The 19,909-nt window shown below is 67.6% G+C and carries 18 protein-coding genes; 13 read left to right on the top strand and 5 right to left on the bottom strand.

What is annotated here, in order from left to right; genetic code table 11:
• The first annotated feature begins 8 nt into the window (after positions 1-8).
• A complete protein-coding gene (locus G6N33_RS02740) occupies positions 9-1,541 on the top strand; it encodes a class I adenylate-forming enzyme family protein (RefSeq protein WP_179962657.1) in 1,533 nt (510 codons plus the stop codon).
• Positions 1,538-4,768 (top strand): acetyl-CoA carboxylase family protein, encoded by a 3,231-nt coding sequence (locus tag G6N33_RS02735; protein ID WP_044510982.1) that lies wholly within the window; start codon positions 1,538-1,540, stop codon positions 4,766-4,768. Before G6N33_RS02740 ends, G6N33_RS02735 begins: the two co-directional genes overlap by 4 nt.
• 12 nt (positions 4,769-4,780) lie before the next feature.
• On the opposite strand, the gene G6N33_RS02730 is transcribed toward G6N33_RS02735, so the two are convergent.
• Positions 4,781-5,110, bottom strand: coding sequence for a hypothetical protein (locus tag G6N33_RS02730; protein ID WP_044513183.1), 330 nt, complete (start codon positions 5,108-5,110; stop codon positions 4,781-4,783).
• Positions 5,111-5,244: 134 nt separating this feature from the next.
• Here G6N33_RS02730 and G6N33_RS02725 point away from each other — a divergent pair, with 134 nt between their 5' ends.
• Entirely contained in the window at positions 5,245-6,021 is a 777-nt protein-coding gene (locus G6N33_RS02725; protein ID WP_044510983.1) for an SDR family oxidoreductase, read from the top strand.
• Positions 6,022-6,095: 74 nt separating this feature from the next.
• Positions 6,096-7,325 (top strand): glycosyltransferase, encoded by a 1,230-nt coding sequence (locus G6N33_RS02720; RefSeq protein ID WP_101528237.1) that lies wholly within the window; start codon positions 6,096-6,098, stop codon positions 7,323-7,325.
• Here G6N33_RS02720 and G6N33_RS02715 read toward each other — a convergent pair.
• Complete coding sequence (locus G6N33_RS02715; RefSeq protein ID WP_044510988.1) at positions 7,322-8,071, bottom strand: dienelactone hydrolase family protein; 750 nt, start codon at positions 8,069-8,071, stop codon at positions 7,322-7,324. The two genes, G6N33_RS02720 and G6N33_RS02715, sit on opposite strands and share 4 nt — an antisense overlap.
• A 64-nt stretch (positions 8,072-8,135) precedes the next feature.
• Between G6N33_RS02715 and G6N33_RS02710 the strand changes: the two genes are divergently transcribed.
• The 9 genes from G6N33_RS02710 (at position 8,136) to G6N33_RS02670 (ending at position 17,616) form a co-directional block, all read left to right on the top strand.
• Positions 8,136-8,936 carry a thymidylate synthase gene (locus tag G6N33_RS02710; protein ID WP_044510989.1) on the top strand — a complete coding sequence of 267 codons (801 nt, stop codon included), beginning with the start codon at positions 8,136-8,138 and terminating at the stop codon, positions 8,934-8,936.
• On the top strand, positions 8,933-9,439 hold the full coding sequence (locus G6N33_RS02705; RefSeq protein WP_101528236.1) for a dihydrofolate reductase: 507 nt from the start codon (positions 8,933-8,935) through the stop codon (positions 9,437-9,439). Before G6N33_RS02710 ends, G6N33_RS02705 begins: the two co-directional genes overlap by 4 nt.
• Positions 9,440-9,539: 100 nt before the next feature.
• Positions 9,540-10,238: a DivIVA domain-containing protein gene (locus G6N33_RS02700; RefSeq protein ID WP_044513185.1), complete on the top strand. Its 699-nt coding sequence runs from the start codon at positions 9,540-9,542 to the stop codon at positions 10,236-10,238.
• A 41-nt stretch (positions 10,239-10,279) separates the two neighbouring features.
• Complete coding sequence (locus tag G6N33_RS02695; protein WP_044510992.1) at positions 10,280-11,503, top strand: winged helix-turn-helix domain-containing protein; 1,224 nt, start codon at positions 10,280-10,282, stop codon at positions 11,501-11,503.
• Positions 11,503-12,879 (top strand): class I SAM-dependent DNA methyltransferase, encoded by a 1,377-nt coding sequence (locus tag G6N33_RS02690; protein WP_044510994.1) that lies wholly within the window; start codon positions 11,503-11,505, stop codon positions 12,877-12,879. Before G6N33_RS02695 ends, G6N33_RS02690 begins: the two co-directional genes overlap by 1 nt.
• 5 nt (positions 12,880-12,884) lie before the next feature.
• Positions 12,885-13,946 carry a restriction endonuclease subunit S gene (locus tag G6N33_RS02685; protein ID WP_044513186.1) on the top strand — a complete coding sequence of 354 codons (1,062 nt, stop codon included), beginning with the start codon at positions 12,885-12,887 and terminating at the stop codon, positions 13,944-13,946.
• Between the two features lie 23 nt (positions 13,947-13,969).
• Positions 13,970-14,731 carry an FAD-dependent thymidylate synthase gene (gene thyX / locus G6N33_RS02680; RefSeq protein ID WP_044510996.1) on the top strand — a complete coding sequence of 254 codons (762 nt, stop codon included), beginning with the start codon at positions 13,970-13,972 and terminating at the stop codon, positions 14,729-14,731.
• Positions 14,732-15,017: 286 nt separating this feature from the next.
• The gene (dapA, locus tag G6N33_RS02675; RefSeq protein ID WP_044510998.1) at positions 15,018-15,920 is read left to right on the top strand and encodes a 4-hydroxy-tetrahydrodipicolinate synthase; all 903 of its coding nucleotides are present in this window, start codon (positions 15,018-15,020) and stop codon (positions 15,918-15,920) included.
• 19 nt (positions 15,921-15,939) lie between these two features.
• A complete protein-coding gene (locus G6N33_RS02670) occupies positions 15,940-17,616 on the top strand; it encodes a ribonuclease J (RefSeq protein ID WP_044510999.1) in 1,677 nt (558 codons plus the stop codon).
• Here G6N33_RS02670 and G6N33_RS02665 read toward each other — a convergent pair.
• Genes G6N33_RS02665 through G6N33_RS02655 form a run of 3 tightly spaced genes read right to left on the bottom strand, consistent with a single transcriptional unit; the run spans position 17,613 to position 19,635 of the window.
• Positions 17,613-18,485, bottom strand: a complete 873-nt coding sequence (locus G6N33_RS02665; RefSeq protein WP_044513188.1) for an SAM-dependent methyltransferase — start codon at positions 18,483-18,485, stop codon at positions 17,613-17,615. The genes G6N33_RS02670 and G6N33_RS02665 overlap by 4 nt on opposite strands.
• Positions 18,486-18,490: 5 nt before the next feature.
• Positions 18,491-19,324 carry a mycofactocin-coupled SDR family oxidoreductase gene (locus G6N33_RS02660; protein WP_044511001.1) on the bottom strand — a complete coding sequence of 278 codons (834 nt, stop codon included), beginning with the start codon at positions 19,322-19,324 and terminating at the stop codon, positions 18,491-18,493.
• Entirely contained in the window at positions 19,321-19,635 is a 315-nt protein-coding gene (locus G6N33_RS02655; protein ID WP_044511002.1) for a putative quinol monooxygenase, read from the bottom strand. The genes G6N33_RS02660 and G6N33_RS02655 overlap by 4 nt, the downstream gene beginning before the upstream one ends.
• Positions 19,636-19,909 lie beyond the last annotated feature (274 nt).

Genomic DNA, 19,909 nt, shown 5'->3' with positions numbered 1-19,909 from the left:
GAGCGGGCATGCTTCCAGTGATTGGGGTTCCGCGCAACCATAACCCGTTCTCGACGGCGGGCGTATCCCGGGATCTCGACGGCGTCCCCCGCTATGACGATGTGCCCGCCACGCTGCTGGACATGCTCGCCGTTCACGTGGCGAGCCATCCGGACGGGGAGGCGGTGGTGGAGGTCGGCGCCGGCCGATTGACCTATCGGCAGTTGTGGGACCGCGCCGCGCGGGTGGCCGGCGGGCTGCGCGCGGCCGGCGTGCGGCCGGGCGACCGGGTGGCGGTGCGCTACCCGGCCGGAATCGATTGGGTGCTGGCTTTCTGGGGCGCGGTGATGGCCGGCGGCGTTGCGGTGGCGGTCAATACGCGTTCGGCGCAGCCCGAGGTCGAGTTCGTACTCTCCGACGCCGGTGCCCGGGTGGATTTGGCCGCGGGTGCACCACTACCCGACGATCGACCATTCGTGATCGAGGGACTCCAACGCGCGGACACTGCCGCGCTGTTTTACACGTCGGGGACGACGGGGCGCCCCAAAGGGGTGCCGACGACGCACGAGGCGTTCATTACCAACACCGAGAACACGAATCGGTGCGTGGGATTGTCCACCAGCCGCGGTGCGGACCTGCGCACCCTGATCTCGGTGCCGCTGTTCCACGTGACCGGTTGCAACTCACAGCTCTTGGCCGCCGCGCGGCTCGGCGGAACGGCGGTGATAATGCCGACTCTCAGCCTCGACCTGCTGATCGCCACCCTGGCGGCCGAGCGGATCTCGCTGATGGTCACCGTCCCCGCCGTCTATGCCCTGCTGCTGCGGCACAAGGAGTTCGGCAGCACCGACGTGTCGGGTGTGGGTTGGGTGGGGTACGGCGGCGCGCCCATCGCGCCCTCGCTGGTGCGGGCGGTGAAAGACGCCTTTCCGCAGGCCACGGTGTTCAACGGTTATGGCATGACCGAGTCCGCGTCGCTGATGACCGTGCTGCCCGATCACGACGCCATCGACCACGCCGACTCGGTCGGATACGCGGTGCCCTCGGTCGAGCTCGGCCTGATCCCGGACGGCGACGATCCGCGCGTCGGCGAATTGGTGGCCCGCGGCGCCAATCTGACCACCGGATATTGGAACCGGCCGCAGGCCACCGCGGATACCATCGTCGACGGCTGGCTGCGCACCGGCGACGTGGTGCGGCTCGACGACGCGGGCCGCGTGTACATCGTCGACCGGCTCAAGGACATCATCAATCGCGGCGGCGAGAATGTGTCCAGCGTCGAAGTCGAAGCCGTCCTGTTGGCCGCGCCGACGGTCGCCGACGCGTGTGTGCTGGCGGTGCCCGATGACGTCCTGGGCGAAAAGGTCGGAGCCGTGCTGGTCGGCGGTGAGACGCCCATCGATGTGGCCGCCGTCCTCGAGCACTGCCGCGGGCAGCTCGCCGACTACAAAATCCCGCAGTACGTCTCAGTCGTGTCAGAAGCGTTGCCGCGCAATGCCGGTGGCAAATTGCTAAAGGCCAAGCTGCGCGGTGAAGTGCACTGGGGCGACCCACTTCGATGACCCTGTTGATCGCCAACCGCGGCGAAATCGCCCTGCGGATCATGCGTACTGCCGCTGAAGTGGGACTGCCAACGGTCGCGGTCTATGCCGAGGACGATGGCGACAGCCCGCATGTGCATGCAGCAGACGAAGCAATCGGGCTGCCGGGTACCGGCGCGCAGGCCTATCTCGACCAGTCGTCGATACTGGCGGCGGCCACGAACGCGGATGCACAGCTGATCCATCCGGGTTACGGCTTCCTTTCCGAGAGCGGCGATTTCGCCCGCGCATGCACGGCCGCCGGGCACACGTTCGTCGGACCCGATGCCAAGGTCCTCGACATGGTCGGTAACAAATCCTCGGCGCGTGCTGCCGCGATGGCCGCCGGTGTACCGGTGCTGCCCGCGACCGAGGGGCCGAGCACGGTCGAGGACGTGCACGCGTTCTTCGCCGCGCAGCCCGGACCGGTGATGATCAAGGCGTTGGCCGGTGGCGGCGGGCGCGGCATGCGTCGAGTGGACAGCGCGGAGCAGATCGACGGGGCCTACCGCCGGTGCGCGGCGGAGGCGCGGCTGGGATTCGGCACCTCCGCGGTATTCGCCGAGGCGTTGCTCGCGGGCGCACGGCACATTGAGGTGCAAGTCGTGGCGGCGGCTGCCGGGCCCCGCACGCACGCGCTGGCCCTCGGCGACCGTGATTGCAGTATTCAGCGCCGTTATCAAAAGCTCGTTGAAATTGCGCCTGCGCAAGGCCTTTCGGAGGCGTTGCGGCGCGAGTTGCATCTGGCCGCTGCCCGGCTGTGCGGCCGAGTAGGACTCCGTGGCCTCGCCACGGTCGAATTTATGGTCCGCGGTGAAGAATTCGTCTTCCTCGAGGTGAACCCGCGCATCCAGGTCGAGCACACAATCACCGAGGAGACCACCGGCGTCGACCTGGTGGCTGCGCAGCTCGCGATCGCCGGTGGCGCTTCCTACTATCAACTGGGCCTACCGCCTGGAATTGCGTCCGACGGTGACGAGGTGATCGGCGAGCCCGCCGCGCCGCGGGGTATCGCCATACAAACCCGAGTCAACACCGAAACGTTGTCGGCGGACGGGGCCGTGGCACCCGCATCCGGAACCCTGACCGTGTTCGGCCCGCCGACCGGCCCGGGGGTTCGGGTGGACACCCACGGCCGGACCGGGCTGGCGTTGACCGCGCGGTACGACTCCTTGCTGGCCAAGGTGGTCACCCATGTGCACGGAGCGTCCTTCCCGGCGGCGCTGCGCAAATCGCGAACCGCATTGGCGGAGTTCGATGTCGAGGGTGTTCGCACGAATCTGAATTTCCTACGGGAGCTGTTGTCAGACGTTGAGCTTCAGTCGGGAGTGGTGACGACGGATTTCCTCGACGACAAGCTTCCCGAGCTGGCCGCCGCCGCGCTGTCCCACGTGCACGACACCGCGATGCCCGCCGTCGAGCTGCATCCGGGGGAGGAAGCACTGCGCGCGCAGCTGGCCGGCACCGTGGTCGAGATCGCGGCGCAGGGCAGCGAGGCCGATCCCGGCGAACAGTTGGTGTTACTCGAAGCGATGAAGATGCACCATGTGCTCGCTGCACCGGATGCCCTGCGCACGGTGCGGAATCTGGTGGCCGCGGGTCAGGTCGTCGGCACCGGTGATCCGTTGCTGGTGTTCGTCCGCACCGGCGCCGGCTTGGATGGCGAATCGACCAGCGCGGCAGTCGATCTCGATCGGCCCAGGGCGGACCTCGAGGAGGTCCGACAGCGCCATCTGCTGACGCTCGACGAGGGCAGGGCAGCGGCGGTGGCCAAGCGACACCAGCGGGGCCGCCGCACCGCACGAGAGAACATCGCCGATCTGGTCGACGCGGGCAGCTTCGTCGAGTACGGCGCGTTGGCCATCGCAGCGCAGCGCAGCCGCCGCTCCGAAGCGGACCTCATCGCCAACACGCCCGCCGACGGCCTGGTCGCAGGCCTGGCCACGATCGGCGCCGACCGGTTCGGGCCGGCGGCGGCCGGGGCGGTGGTGGTCTCCTACGACTACACCGTGCTCGCCGGAACGCAAGGTATGCGCAATCACGCCAAAACGGACCGTGTGTTCGAGCTGGCCGCCCGAAGACGCTTGCCCGTAGTGCTTTTCGCCGAAGGTGGCGGTGGCCGACCGGGCGACACGGACGTCGGCGGCGCGGCCGGACTGGACGTGCCGACCTTCCGGGTACTGGCGGGATTGCGTGGCCGGGTGCCGTTGGTGTCGATCGTCTCCGGACGTTGTTTCGCCGGTAATGCGGCGCTCGCGGGGGTGTGCGACGTGATCATCGCGACGCCCGACGCCAACATCGGCATGGGCGGGCCGGCGATGATCGAAGGCGGCGGGTTGGGAGTGTATCCGCCGGAAGCGATCGGGCCGATCGACGTGCAGCGCCACAACGGCGTGGTGGACCTGGTGGCACGCGACGAAGCGGATGCGGTGTCCCTGGCCAAGCAATATTTGTCCTATTTTCAAGGCCGCGTTGCCGATTGGTCGGCACCCGATCCGCGGCTGGCCCGACAAGTGGTGCCGGAGCACCGATTACGTGCCTACGACGTGCGACGCGCCATCGAGTCGATCGTCGACGTCGGCTCGGTGCTCGAATTGCGGCCCGACTACGGCGTGGGCATCGTCACCGCGCTGGTCCGCGTCGAGGGGGTGGCATACGGATTGCTCGCCAACAGCAGTCATCATCTGGGCGGCGCGATCGACGCCGATGCGGCCGACAAGGCCAGCGACTTTCTTACGCTGTGCGAGTCGTTTCGACTGCCGGTGATTTCCTTGTGCGACACACCGGGATTCATGGTGGGGCCCGATTCGGAGAAACGCGCGACAGTCCGCCGGTTCGGCCGGATGTTCGTGGTCGGTGCGCACCTGACCGTGCCGATCGGAATGATCATCTTGCGCAAGGGCTATGGGCTTGGTGCGATGGCCATGGCGGGCGGTTCGTTTCGCGCCCCACAATTCACCGTCGCGTGGCCGACGGGCGAGATCGGCGGCATGGGACTCGAAGGCGCGGTGCGGCTGGGCTTCAGCAAAGAGCTGGCAGCCGCGGGCGGCCCCGCCGAGCAGGAACAGCTTTTCAGCCGGCTCGTCGCCGCGGCTTACCAGCACGGCAAAGCCTTGCGTGCCGCGTCGACGTTCGAACTCGACGATGTAATAGACCCCTCGGACTCCCGGGCATGGATAGCCAGGCTGACCGGAGCCCGAGGGGTCTAAACCGAGGATTTATCAGGCGTGACCGGATCCGCAGCCAACGCCCGGTAGACAGCCGGTCCCGCCCGGAACGCCGCCCGGACCGGCGAACTGGCCGCCGGAACCGCAGCCGACGCCGGGGACGCAGCCCTGGCCGCCAGGACCGCCGCCCGGACCGTTGTTCTGGCCACCGGAACCGCAGTTGCCGTTGGCGTCGCAGCCACCGCCACCGGGATCATCCTTGAACACGATGTGAGTGGGAGCAGGACCTGTCATTGCCGGGCTGGTCGCAAAACTGTCCGCAGCGGCAATCGGGGCGGCGGCGATCGCGGCAGCGACGGCGCCACCGACCACCAGTGGTTTCAGGAGGGTGAATTTCGCTAACATGCGTCAACGCATACCACGCGCATGCGGTGACAAAACCTCTCCCGGAAGATTAATTGGGTTCGACACTCACCGTTGGCGAAGTCGGGCTCCCCCACAACAAAAGGTGTTCAACGATGACCACATTGGATTTGACCGGCCGCACCGCGATCATCACGGGAGCCTCCCGTGGGATCGGGTTGGCGATCTCGCAGCAGCTCGCCGCCGCCGGCGCCAACGTGGTGCTCACCGCCCGCAAGCAGGAGGCCGCAGACGCGGCCGCGGCACAGGTGGGTGAGGCGGCCGTCGGGGTAGGGGCACACGCTGTCGATGAGGACGCCGCGCGCCGGTGTGTGGATCTCACCCTGGAGAGGTTCGGCAGCGTCGACATTCTGATCAACAACGCCGGCACCAACCCGGCCTTCGGCCCGCTGATCGAACAGGATCACGCCCGCTTCAGCAAGATCTTCGACGTCAATCTGTGGGCGCCACTGCTGTGGACATCGTTGGTTGTCAAGGCCTGGATGGGCGAGCATGGCGGCGCGATCGTCAACACCGCGTCGATCGGCGGACTGCATCAATCGCCGGGGATGGGCATGTACAACGCCACCAAGGCCGCGCTGATCCACGTCACCAAGCAACTGGCTCTCGAACTCTCGCCGCGCATCCGCGTCAATGCCATCGCCCCGGGCGTGGTGCGCACCAGGCTGGCTGAGGCATTGTGGAAGGACAACGAGGACCCGCTCGGGGCGTCGATTGCGTTGGGGCGCATCGGCGAACCCATCGACGTAGCAAACGCGGTGACTTTCTTGGTCTCCGACGCGGCCAGCTGGATCACCGGCGAGACGATGGTGATCGACGGCGGCCTGCTGCTCGGCGGAGCGCAGGGCTTTCAAATGCGGCCGCAGAGCTAAAAGTTCTTGCACCAACAGCGATCAGCTGGCATTCGACCTCCCGGCCTCGTAGTCCGGGGAATGGAGTAAGCGCAATGCGTGTGTTGCTGTCGACATACGATTCGCGCGGCGGTGTCGAACCACTGCTGGCGCTGGCAGTGCAGCTGCAGGCACTCGGCGCACAGGCTGTGCTGGCCTGCCCACCGGATGACGAATTTGCCGAGCGCGCAGCAGGATTCGGAATTCCGCTGGTGGCCTTCGGCCCGTCGGTGCGTGCGGTGACCACCGCGGCGACACGATCCTCGGAGGAGCAGCTGCGTACGCATGTGCTCGGCCTGATCGATGCCCAGTTCGACACGGTCGCGGCGGCAGCGCAGGGGTGTGACGCGCTGGTGTCGACCGCACTGGTGTGGACGGCGGCCGGCGCGCGGTCCGTCGCCGACAAGCTGGGCATCCACTATGTCTACGCCAGTTATCACCCGACCCACCTGCCGTCGCCGTATCACCCGCCGCCGGAGTATGTCGGCCGGGGGATGGGCACCAGCGAAATCGACAATCGGGTGATGTGGGATCACAACGCCCGCAACGCCAATGCGTTGTTTGGTCCGACGCTCAACAGCCGTCGGGCGTCGATCGGCTTGCCCCCGGTGAGCGACGTGCGCGGCTACGCCTACACCGACCGGCCGTGGCTGGCCGCCGACCCGACTCTGGGCCCGTGGCAGCGGCTGCCCGGCTTCGACGTCATGCAAACCGGCGCGTGGCTGCTGCCCGACGACCGCCCACTCTCGGCCGAATTGGAGGAGTTTCTCGACGCCGGTCCGCCGCCGGTGTACCTCGGCTTCGGCAGCATGCCGCTGTGGGGTGCCAAGGAGGTCGTGCCGATGGCGATCGCAGCCATCCGCGCTCAGGGCCGGCGGGTGCTGCTCGCCCGGGGCTGGGCGGACCTGGCGCCCGACGGCGACGCCGACGACTGCTTCGCCATTGGCGAGGTCAACCAGCAGGCGTTGTTCCGGCGGGTGGCCGCCGTCGTGCATCACGGCGGGGCGGGCACCACGACGACCGCCGCCCGGGCCGGCGTGCCGCAAGTGGTGGTGCCGCAGGGCCCCGACCAGGTGTACTGGGCGCTGCGGGTGATCGCGCTGGGGATCGGCAGCGCGTGCGACGGCCCCACCCCGCCGGTGGGGGCGCTGCCGGCCGCGCTGGAGGTGGCGCTGGCCGACGAGACCCGCGCGCGCGCCGACGCGGTGGGCCGCGACATCGCCGCCGACGGCGCGGCGGTAGCGGCGAAGCTGCTTTTGGAGGCGGTGAGCGGCGAAAAGCTTTAGCGCGGCAGCGCGGCGGCGAAGACCTCCGTCATCGCCGCCCAGTGCCGCTCGGCGGCCGCCTCGTCGTAGGGCGCGTTGTCCGGGACCGCGAAGCCGTGGCCGGCCTGATACCACTCGATGGTGTGCGGCACCTGGGCCGCCGTCAGCGCCTTGTCGAGCTGTTCGGCGTCGTCGGTCGTGAACGACGCGTCGTTCTGGGCGCCGCCGACGTAGATCGTGGCCGTCATGCGGTGCGCGAGCAGATGGGGGCTGTCCGCGGCGTCGGTCACCAGGCCACCGCCGTGGAAGGACGCGGCCGCAGCGACGCGGTCGGGAACGCGACCGGCCACCAACAGCGAGATCCGCCCGCCCATGCAGTAGCCGCACACGCCGAAACGTTCGCCGCTGACCTCGGGCCGGTCCGCGAGGTAGTTGAAGAACGCTCGCGCGTCGCTGGCCACCTTGTCCGGTGTCAGCGTGCCGATCATGGCGAACAGCCGCTTGCGTTCGCTCTCGTCGCCGAACACGGTGGCCATGTCGAACGGCGCCCAATCGCCGCTGCGGTAATACACATCGGGTAGCAACACGGTGTAGCCGTACGAGGCCAGTTTGGCCGCCATGTGCTGGAAGGTGTCGCGTAGTCCGCCGGCGTCGGGGTACATGACCACGCCCGGCCATGGGACCCGGGCCTCGTGGCCGTTGGGGGTGAGCAGGTGGACGGTGCAGCTTCCGTCGGCGGTGGTGACGGTGTCGATGATGTTCGGCATGGCACCGTTGTACTCCGCGGCGTTGAACCCCGGATTTTCGGTATCGACCCGCTAAGCTGGCCGCGTGCCCATCCCCACGCCCTACGAGGACTTGCTGCGCCTGGTCCTGGCAACGGGATCGGCCAAGGCGGACCGCACCGGCACCGGAACCCGCAGCCTGTTCGGCCAGCAACTGCGCTACGACCTGTCGGCCGGTTTCCCGCTGCTGACCACCAAGAAGGTGCATTTGAAGTCGGTGGTCTATGAGTTGCTGTGGTTTTTGCGTGGCGACTCCAACGTCGGCTGGCTACACGAACACGGCGTCACCATCTGGGACGAATGGGCCAGCGACACAGGCGATCTGGGCCCCATTTACGGCGTGCAGTGGCGGTCTTGGCCCACCCCGTCGGGGGACCACATCGACCAGATCAGTGCCGCCCTGGAGTTGCTGCGCACGGACCCGAACTCGCGGCGCAACATTGTGTCGGCGTGGAATGTCGGCGAAATCCCGCAGATGGCGCTGCCGCCGTGTCATGCGTTCTTCCAGTTCTACGTCGCCGACCGGCGGCTGAGCTGCCAGCTCTACCAGCGCAGCGCGGACCTGTTCCTCGGCGTGCCGTTTAACATCGCCAGCTACGCGCTGCTCACCCACATGATGGCGGCCCAGGCCGGCCTGGACGTCGGCGAGTTCATCTGGACCGGCGGCGACTGTCACATCTACGACAACCATGTCGACCAGGTCCGTATCCAGCTCAGCCGCGAGCCGCGGCCGTATCCGGAACTCTTTCTTGCCCATCGGGATTCGATCTTCGACTACACCTACGAAGACGTCGTCGTCAAGAATTACGATCCGCACCCGGCGATCAAAGCGCCCGTCGCTGTATGAGAGAAGTCGGTCTGGTGTGGGCTCAGTCCACCTCCGGCGTCATCGGCCGCAACGGCGACATCCCGTGGCACGTGCCCGAAGACCTGGCCCGCTTCAAGCAGGTGACGGTGGGCCGCACCGTGATCATGGGACGGCGGACCTGGGATTCGCTGCCGGCCCGGGTGCGGCCGCTGCCCGGTCGCCGCAACATCGTGTTGTCCCGGCAGGCCGACTTCACCGCCGACGGAGCCGAGGTGGCCCGCTCACTGGATGCCGCTTTCGCGTCCCTGTCGGCGCCCGCCTCAGAGTCCCCAGCGTGGGTGATCGGCGGTGCACAGATCTACGCGCAGGCGTTGCCACTGGCGACGCGGTGCGAGGTCACCGAGATCGAGGTCGACCTGGTGCGCGACGACGAGGACGCGCTGGCCCCGGTGCTCGACGAGGCGTGGCTCGGCGAGACAGGGGAATGGCACGTCAGCCGCTCCGGGCTGCGGTACCGCTTCCACAGCTATCGTCGGGCCTAGCGCGCTCGACTCGGCGCCGCTAGCCCGACCTGACATACTCGACGGAGTCGGTGGGGTCGGCGAGACGGGGTTTTGCACTTCCAGGGAGGGGAAAGTGGCAGTGATGACCGAACCCACCAAGGCGTTCAACCGCAAGTTCATGGGCTACGAGCCGGCGGCAGTCGATGCCCACATCGACATGCTGACCGCAAAGCAAAAGTTGTTGGTCGACGACGTCGACAGCCTGCGGGCGCGGCTGCAAAATTCCGCCGACGAGGTGGCCGCACTGCGCAAGGAGGTCGCCCTGCTCACCGACACGTCGCCGACGCCACACGCGATGCAGCAACGGATGGCCAAGATGCTGCGCAGCACGGTCGACGAAATCTCGGAGATGCAGGCCGAGGCGCGGGCCGAGGCGGAGGCGATGATCACGGCGGCCGAAGCGGAGATCGAGGCCGAGCGGCGACAGCACGAGCAGAGGTTGGCGGACATGGCGTCGCGGCACAAGGCCATGGAGACCGAGTACCGCGAAGCCAAGGAGGCGCTCGAGGCGGAACTGGCCGGCATGCACGACGATGCCCGGCGGGCGCGGGAACAGCTGCTGGCCGAAGCGAAGGAGCAGCTAGACCGCGAGCGCGAGGAGGCCCGACGGGCCATCGCCGCCGCGCGGGAACAGCGAGTCAAGGTCTTAGAGCAACTGTTGGCCGTGCATCGCGACTTGGACTCGGTTCCGGCCGCCCTGGAGGCGGCCTACCGCGAACAAGAGGAACCGCTGCAAGACGGCGCCGCCGCCGTGGACGAGAAGGTGAGCGCGGGGTGAGCCTGCGCTGAACATGGCGTGCCGACCGGTATTCTCGGCGCGTGTCGACTCCGACGCTGACCGTCGCTCAGGCCCGACGGATAGCCGTTGCGGCCCAAGGGTTTAACCAGCCCCGCCCCGGCGGCCCGGTCAACCGCGCGCACCTTCGTCGATTGATCTCCAGAATCCAAGTGCTGCAACTGGATTCGGTCTCGGTATCGGTGCGGGCTCATTACGCGCCGGTGTTCAGCCGGCTCGGCCCGTATGACCGCGACGTGCTGGACCGCGCCGCCTGGGGCCCCCGCTCGGCGCGGTTGCTGGCCGAGTACTGGGCGCACGAGGCCGCGCTGATCGCGGTTGACGATTGGCCGCTGTTGCGCTGGCGGATGCGCCAGTACCGGCACGGCCGGTGGGGCACACACATCGTCAAGGCCAATCCACACCTCGCCGACAAGATCGTCGCCGCCGTCAGCGAACTGGGCCCGAGCACCGCCGGACAGATCGAGGCTCATCTCGAGGCGGAGTCTCGCGGCCCCAGAGGCAGCTGGTGGGGCAGCCGCAGCGACACCAAGTGGGTCGCCGAGGCGCTGTTTGCGTCCGGCGTGCTCACCACGGCCACCCGGGTGGGCTTCGCCCGCCACTACGACCTGGTGGAACGGGTGTTGCCGGCGAGCGTGCTGGCCCGCCAGGTCGACGATGCCGAAGCCGTCCGCGAACTCGTACTGCGGGCGGCCACCGCGCTGGGCGTGGGCACCGAGCCCGACATCCGCGACTACTTCCGGCTGTCGCCGCGGCAGGTCAAGCCCGCGCTGGCCGACTTGGTGGCCGCGGGGGAGATTGAGGCGGTCACCGTCGACGGCTGGCCGGGCCCCGCATATCTGCGAGCAGGCCAGTCGACGCCGCGGCAGGATCGCGGCACCGCGCTGCTGTGCCCCTTCGACCCGCTGATCTTCTTCCGGCCCCGGGTGGAACGGCTGTTCGGCTTCCACTACCGCATCGAGATTTATGTGCCCGCGCGGCAACGAAAATACGGTTACTACGTCTGGCCGGTGCTGGTGGACGGTCAGCTGAGGGCGCGGGTCGATCTCAAGGCCGACCGCATTGCCGACAGGCTGCGGGTGGTGGGTGCGTTCGCCGAGCCCGAGGCGCCGCGGCCGAAGGTGGCCGATGCGTTGGCCGGCGAGCTCGCGTCGATGGCGTCCTGGCTCGGCCTGGGCGGCGTCAGCGTGTCCGGCCGCGGCGATTTGGCTGCCGACTTGCGCGCTGCCGTCAAGCGACTCGGCTGATGACACAGTCCAAAGAGCTCAAGGCCACGCTGTGGAAGGCGGCTGAGAAGTTGCGCGGCTCGCTGTCGGCCAGTCAGTACAAGGACGTGATTTTGGGTTTGGTGTTCCTCAAACACATCTCGGCGTCGACCTGGAACACGTTGGCCGACAACGCAGGTAACGACGCCATCGGCCGGCTGGTGGATGCCGCGATGATCGAAGCGACGGCAGCCGACCATGCGCTCGGCGTGGCGCCCGGGTTGTATGAAAACCTCGATCAGCGCCGGCTCGGGGAGCTGGTGCGCCTGCTCGACGGTGTGCCGGTCGGCCAGCATCCCGGGGATGCGCTGGGAGAGGTGTACGAGTACTTCCTGGGCCATTTCGCCCGCGCCGAGGGCAGACGGGGCGGCGAATTCTTCACCCCGCCCAGCGTCGTGCGGCTGATGGTGGAAGTTTTGGAACCAACCGGCGGACGGGTGTACGACCCATGCTGCGGGTCGGGCGGAATGTTCGTCCAGACAGAGGCTTTCATCGCAGAGCACGCCGGTGATTCCACCAATGTCCGCATCTACGGCCAGGAAAGCATCGAACAAACCTGGCGAATGGCGAAGCTGAACCTGGCGATTCGAGGCATCGACAACACCGGCCTGGCCCGGGGCGACACGCTTGTCGAAGACCTGCACGCCGGGCTGCAGATGGACTACGTGATGGCCAATCCGCCGTTCAATATCAAAGATTGGGCTCGCGACGAAAATGACCGGCGCTGGTGCTTCGGTGTTCCCCCCGCCGGCAACGCCAACTACGGCTGGATTCAGCACATCCTGGCGAAGCTGACACCGGCCGGCAAGGCCGGTGTAGTGATGGCCAACGGTTCGATGTCATCGAATGCCTCGGGAGAGGGCGCTATTCGCGCTCAGATTGTCGACGCGGACCTGGTTTCCTGCATGGTCGCACTGCCCACACAGCTGTTTCGCAGCACCAGCATCCCGGTGTGCCTGTGGTTTTTCGCCAAGGACAAGGGCCGGCGGGCCGGGCAGGTACTGTTCGTCGACGCCCGTGGGTTCGGCTACCTCGTCGACCGCACCGAACGCGTACTGACCGACGCGGAGGTGGGCCATATCGCCGACACCTATCATGCCTGGTGCGGCACTGCCTCCGCGAAAGGCATTGAGTACCAGGACGTTGCGGGATATTGCCAATCGGTTTCCCGAGACGACATCGCAGCCGCGGGCTATCTGCTCACGCCCGGGCGCTACGTCGGTACTCCAGTGGCCGAGGACGACGCGGAGCCGGCCGCCGCGAAGATCACCCGGCTGACCAAGGACCTGTTGCGCGCGCTCGACGAGTCCGCGCGATTGGAGACGGCGGTGCGCGAGCAGGTGCAGCGACTGTGCTGACCGCGATGCTGGGCGAATACCTCGACTTCAGCACCGGCAGCGGCGCACCGGTACGGGTATCGGACGGGCGTTTTCCCGTGTACGGCGCCAACGGCGTCATCGGCTTTACGGCCCGGCCCAACGCGCGCGGCCCGCTGATCGTGCTCGGTCGCGTCGGATCCTATTGCGGCAGTGCGCATTACTGCGAGTCCGACGTGTGGGTCACCGACAACGCGCTGGTGTGCCGCGCCAAAGAACCCGCCGAGACCAGATATTGGTACTACGCGCTGCAAACCTGCCGGCTCAACGAGTACCGCGCCGGATCGGGACAACCGCTACTGAATCAGGGGATTCTGCGCGACGTGTCGGTGCGGACGGTGCCGGAAGGGCAGCGGCGCCGAATCGCCGAACTGCTCGGCGCTTTCGACGACAAGATCGCCGCCAACCACCGCGTGATCGCCGCGGCCGAACACCTGATGGTTGCCCTCGTCGAGACGGTCGGCGATCGGGTGCCGCTGTCGTGCCTGGCCGAACACTCCACGGCGCTTCGGCAACCAGGACACTTCGACGACATGGTGGCCCATTTCAGCCTGGCCGCCTTCGACGACGACGCCATGCCACGTCTCGTTCGCCGGTCAACCGTGCGCAGTGGCAAGTTCCTGCTGTCCGGGCCGTGTGTGCTGTTCGCCAAGCTGAATCCGCGAATTCCGCGCATTTGGAACGTGACGCGGTTACCTACCGAAATGGCAGTCGCCAGTACCGAATTCGTCGTGCTGACCCCCGCGGGCGCCGACACCGGTCCAGACACCTCGGCCTTGTGGGCGGCGCTGCGGCAGCGCGACGTCGTCGAGAGTCTGCAGCAAAAAGTCGCCGGGACCTCGGGCAGCCACCAGCGCGTCCGGCGCGCTGACCTGATGGCCGTCGCGGTTCGTGACGTTCGGCGGCTGACCGCGTCCACGGCGCGGACGATCGCCGGCCTGGGGGCGCTGTGCCATGCGCGACGTAGCGAATCAGTCCGACTGTCGGCGCTGCGCGACGCCGCGCTGCCGTTGCTGATCTCGGGTGATGTCCGACTCCGGGCGGATTGAACTGCCCGGCTAAGGTAAGCGCCGTGGCCGAAATTGCGCCGCTGCGCGTGCAACTGATCGCCAAGACGGAGTTCCTGGCGCCGCCGGACGTCCCCTGGAGCACCGACGGCCCGGACGTCCAAGGCGGGTCGGCGCTCGTCGAGTTCGCCGGCCGGGCCTGCTACCAGAGCTGGTCGAAGCCCAACCCCAAGACCGCGACCAACGCCGGCTACATCAAGCACATCATCGACGTCGGCCACTTCTCGGTGCTCGAGCATGCGAGCGTCTCGTTCTACATCACCGGCGTCTCGCGTTCGTTGACGCACGAGCTGATCCGACACCGGCACTTCTCCTACTCGCAACTGTCCCAGCGCTACGTGCCGGAGGTTCAGGCCCAGATCGTGGTGCCGCCTGGCATGGCGGACGACCCCGAGCTGCAGGAGATACTGGCCGCGGCCGCCGACGCCAGCCGGGCGAGCTACCTGGAACTGCTGGCCAAGTTGGAAGCCAAGTTCGCTGACCAACCCAACGCGGTCCTGCGGCGTAAGCAAGCGCGACAGGCCGCCCGTGCCGTGCTGCCGAACGCCACCGAGACCCGGATCGTCGTGACCGGGAACTATCGGGCCTGGCGGCACTTCATTGCGATGCGCGCCAGCGAACATGCCGACGTGGAGATCCGTCGCCTGGCCATCGAATGTCTGCGTCAGCTGAGTCAGGTGGCGCCGGCGGTATTCGCCGATTTCGAGATTTCCGCGCTGGCCGACGGCTCCGAGGTCGCTACCAGCCCTTTAGCGACCGAAGCCTGAGCCGGCCTTGAGCCGGCGAAGGCTGCAGGTCGCAATCCGGCTCGAGCGACCGAAGCCTGAGCCGGCCCTGAGCCGGCCCTGAGCCGGCGAAGGCTGCAGGTCGCAATCCGGCTCGAGCGAGCGTGCATTCGCGGCGTGGCGTGTGCGTCCTGGGCGGCCTCGTTCGGCGTGTCGGCACCCGGAGAGCACATCCGAAACCCTGAGTGCACACGCGAGGGTCGCGCAGCCCGGTGTTGCCTCGCGCGGCGGCGAAATCCCATTGGCGTCGCCAGGTAATCTGAGACCCGTGAGTTCCGTCGGATTCGATGCCCCCGCTCGTCTGGGGACCTTGCTGACCGCAATGGCCACGCCGTTCGGTGCCGACGGCTCCCTCGACCTGGCGGGTGCCGCGAAGCTGGCAAATCACCTGGTCGACGCCGGCTGCGACGGGCTGGTCGTCTCCGGAACCACCGGTGAATCGCCGACCACCACCGACAACGAGAAGCTCGAGCTGCTCCGGGCCGTCCTGGAGACGGTCGGCGACCGGGCCCGCGTCATTGCCGGGGCGGGCACCTACGACACCGCGCACAGCATCAAGCTGGCCCAAGCCAGCGCCGCGGAGGGCGCGCATGGTTTGCTGGTCGTCACTCCGTACTACTCCCGGCCGCCGCAAAGCGGGCTGATCGCCCATTTCACCGCCGTCGCCGACGCGACCGAGCTGCCGGTGCTGCTCTACGACATCCCTCCGCGGTCGGTGGTGCCGATCGAGCCCGACACCATCCGCACGCTGGCGTCGCACCCGAACATCGTCGGCATCAAAGACGCCAAGGCCGATCTGCACAGCGGCGGCCAGATCATCGCCGAAACCGGATTGGCCTACTACTCCGGAGACGACGCGCTCAACTTGCCCTGGCTGGCGATGGGCGCCACCGGCTTCATCAGCGTGATCTCTCATCTCGCGGCCAGCCAGCTGCGAGAGTTGTTGTCCGCCTTCAGTTCCGGAGACATTGCGACCGCTCGCAAGATCAATGTCGCGGTCGCCCCATTGTGCAACGCGATGAGCCGGTTGGGTGGGGTCACCCTGTCCAAGGCCGGTCTGCGCCTGCAGGGACTCGACGTCGGCGACCCGCGGCTGCCGCAGGTGCCGGCAACGCCGGAACAAATCGAGGCACTGGCGGCCGACATGCGCGCGGCCTCGGTGCTGCGGTGACCCGAAGGCTGGCCTAGAAGTGGACGAAGCTCTCAGCCCGCCCGGTCCGTTGACCGCTGGTGGGTTACGGGTGACCGCGCTGGGTGGCATCAGCGAAATCGGTCGTAACATGACCGTTTTCGAGCATCTCGGCCGACTGCTGATCATCGACTGCGGGGTGATGTTTCCCACCCACGACGAGCCCGGCGTCGATTTGATCCTGCCCGACTTGCGGCACATCGAAGACCGGCTCGATGACATCGAGGCGTTGGTGCTGACCCATGCCCACGAGGACCACATCGGGGCGATCCCATTCCTGCTCAAGCTGCGGCCCGACATCCCGGTCGTCGGCTCCAAATTCACCCTGGCGATGGTCGCCGCTAAATGCCGCGAGCACCGCCTCAAGCCGGTGTTCGTCGAGGTCAAAGAGGGCCAGCGGACCCGGCACGGCGTGTTCGAGTGCGAGTACTTCGCGGTGAACCATTCCATCCCCGACGCGCTGGCCATCGCCGTGTCCACCGGAGCCGGGACGGTGTTGCACACCGGCGACATCAAGCTCGACCAGCTACCGCTGGACGGCCGGCCCACCGACCTGCCCGGTATGTCACGGCTCGGCGGCACCGGCGTGGATCTGTTCCTGTGCGATTCGACCAACGCCGAGATCCCCGGGGTCGGTCCATCCGAAAGCGAAGTGGGCCCGACGCTGCACCGGCTGATCCGGGGTGCCGACGGCCGCGTCATCGTGGCGTGCTTCGCCTCCAACGTCGACCGGGTGCAGCAAATCATCGATGCGGCGGTGGCGTTGGGGCGGCGGGTGTCCTTCGTCGGCCGATCCATGGTGCGCAACATGGGCATCGCCCGCGAGTTGGGCTTTCTGCGTGTCGCGGATTCCGACCTGATCGACATCGGCGCCGCCGAGATGATGCCACCCGAGCGGGTGGTGCTGATCACCACCGGAACCCAGGGCGAGCCGATGTCGGCGTTGTCGCGGATGTCCCGCGGCGAGCACCGCAGCATCACGCTGACCGCGGGCGATCTCGTGGTGCTGTCGTCGTCGCTGATCCCCGGCAACGAGGAAGCGGTCTACGGCGTCATCGACGCGCTGTCCAAGATCGGCGCCCGAGTGGTCACCAATTCCCAAGCGCGCGTGCATGTTTCGGGACACGCCTATGCCGGGGAGCTACTGTTCTTGTACAACGGGGTGCGGCCGCGCAACGTGATGCCGGTGCACGGCACCTGGCGCATGCTGCGCGCCAACGCCAAGCTGGCCGCCAGCGCCGGGGTGCCCGAATCCTCGATCCTGCTGGCGGAGAACGGCGTCAGCGTCGATCTGGTGGGCGGCCGGGCGTCGATCGCCGGGGCGGTACCGGTCGGCAAGATGTTCGTCGACGGTCTGGTCACCGGCGACGTCGGCGACATCACCCTGGGGGAGCGGCTCATTCTGTCCGAGGGCTTCGTCGCGGTGACCGTCGTGCTGCACCGCGGCACCGGCCGGTCGGCGACCACGCCGCACCTGCATTCGCGGGGATTCTCCGAGGATCCCAAGGCGCTCGAACCGGTCGTGCGAAAAGTCGAAGAAGAGCTGGAAGCGCTGCACGCCGCCAACGTGACCGACCCGATCCGGATCGCTCAGGGGGTGCGGCGCACCGTCGGCAAATGGGTGGGCGAAACCTACCGCCGGCAACCGATGATCGTGCCGACCGTCATCGAGATCTAGATTTTCTGCGCATAAGCCGACCATTCCAGCTGCGACGCCTTGAGCTTGCGGCCGGTGGGCCGCACGTAGCGCGCCACCAGTTCGTCCGGCCCGGCCTGTTCGATCAGCCGCCAGCCGTACTCGCCGATGAAGTCGGCGACCTCGTCGGGCTCCAGACCGAAATGCCACAGTTGCTTGCGCTGACGGACGTTGCGGTACAGCGTGCGAGTGCCATAGCGGTTGGTGCCGTCGATGAAGTCGCGGCGGACGTAGGTGAACACCAGCCGGCTGCCCGGTGCCGCCGCGCGCAGTCCGTCGAGCGTGCGCCGCACGCCGTCCTCGGTGAGGTACTGGGTCACCCCTTCGCAGATGAAGAACGCTCGATAGTCGGGCAGATAACCGTGCTCGGCCAGCGCGGTGAGCAGGTCGTCGCGCTCGAAATCCAACGCCACCAACCGAACCGACAGCGGCGGCCCACCCAGCACCCGCCGGACCGTCTTGGCCTTGCGGGCGATGTTCACCGGCAGGTCGACTTCGAAGACCGGGATCCGGATCTGCCGGTTCAACAGATAGGCACGGGTGTCCAATCCGGCGCCCAGGATGACCACCGCGTTGATGTCGTCCCGCGCCTCGGCAATCTTGTCGGTGATGAACCGCTTCCGGCAGGCCAGATTGGCCCACAGACCCGGCCCGGCCCACTCCGACCCGCGAATCATCAAGCGGCGCATTGGAGTCAGCCGCGACACGCCAACCAGCCAGCGCAGCGGAGCAGGCAGGAACAGGTCCGCGAGATCGTCGTCCACCAAACGGCGTGCCGGCGGTTCGTTCTGCTCGACGGCGGCCAGCACCATCGGGCCGAATGCAGTCTGTGCCGCGGGGTTTCGTGCCATGGCCACTACCTGTTCAGGTAGCCCGCATCGACCGGCAGTGTGACGCCGGTGATGTAGCGGGCCTGATCGGAGACCAGCCACGCCACCGCGTTGGCGACGTCTTGCGCGTCGAGCACCTCCACCGGCATGGCGTTGCCCATCGCGCCGCGCGTATCGGTCGCGGCGGCCATGTTGGCCAGCCACTCCCGGGTGAACTCGTTGTTGATCATCGGGGTATCCACGCCGGACGGGTGAATGGAGTTGACCCGAATCATCTGTCCGGCAAGCAGGTTCGCGTACACACGCATCAACCCTACGACGCCGTGCTTGGCGGCGGTGTAGCCGACGGAACCGGCGTCGGCGCTGCCCACCCCGGCCAGTCCCGCACTGGAGCTGATCAGCACAATCGAGCCACCCGTGCCCTGCTTGACCATGGTCGGGATCGCGGCAGTGATGGTGTTGTAGACCCCGGTGAGATTGACGTCGATGACGTCGCGCCAGCCGTCGTCACCGGATTGCATCGGTGCGATCCCGGCGTTGGCCACCACGATGTCGAGCCGGCCGAACTCGTCGAGACCCGCCCGCACGGCGTCGGTCAGCGAGGCGCGATCACGCACGTCCCCCTGCCTGGCCAGGATGCGGGCACCGGCGTCTTCGACGAGTTTGACGGTGGCTGCCAAGTCCTCGGGCGTAGCCAGCGGGTAAGGGACACTGGCGATCTGCTCGCACAGGTCGACCGCGATGATCGCGGCCCCGTCGGCGGCGAGGCGAACCGCGTGTGCCCGGCCCTGTCCGCGGGCCGCACCGGTGATCAGCGCGACCTTTCCGGTCAGGGGTCCCGACGGACCGGCCTTGGTCACTTGCGCAGTTGCCCCTTGTCCGGGTCGCCCGCGGGGATGGGCTGCAGGGTCTTGATGTCGGGCGGTCCGGCCAGGTGGTCGCCCGCCGCCGCGAACAGCTTGCCGATCGCGGGTGCGGTGCTGTGGACCTTGAGCGCCTCTTCGTCGGCCCACTGCTCGATGAAGACGAAAGTCTCGCCGCTTTGATGCACCGAGTAGAGCTGGCATCCCGGCTCCTCGTGCACTTCTTCGACGGCGGTCGTGAGGATCTCGCGGACAGTGTCGACCGACTCGGGCTTCACGGTCAGGGTGGCGACGACGACGACGGGCATCGGGGCTCCTTGCGGGTAGCGGGCGGGGGATTGCTGTCACCCTACTCACACCGCCGGTGCCGCCGGTGTCACGGTTGCGGGCGGCGACATGCGGCGATCCGGCCGCTTTGTGGCCCCGTCGTTTTGTGGCCCGGCGTTTTCGGGCCCCTCGTTTTCGGGCCCCTCGTTTTCGGGCCCCTCGTTTTCGGGCCGTAGTGCTGGGATGACCGAACCGACACCGTCTTGTGACCAGTGTGGCAGATGGTGAATATGGGGCGATTGCGACTAGGCTGGA

The organism is Mycobacterium simiae (genome assembly GCF_010727605.1).
Lineage (GTDB): Bacteria > Actinomycetota > Actinomycetes > Mycobacteriales > Mycobacteriaceae > Mycobacterium > Mycobacterium simiae.
Note: the sequence above shows the minus strand (reverse complement) of the source record. Positions and strands in the feature narration are given on the sequence as shown.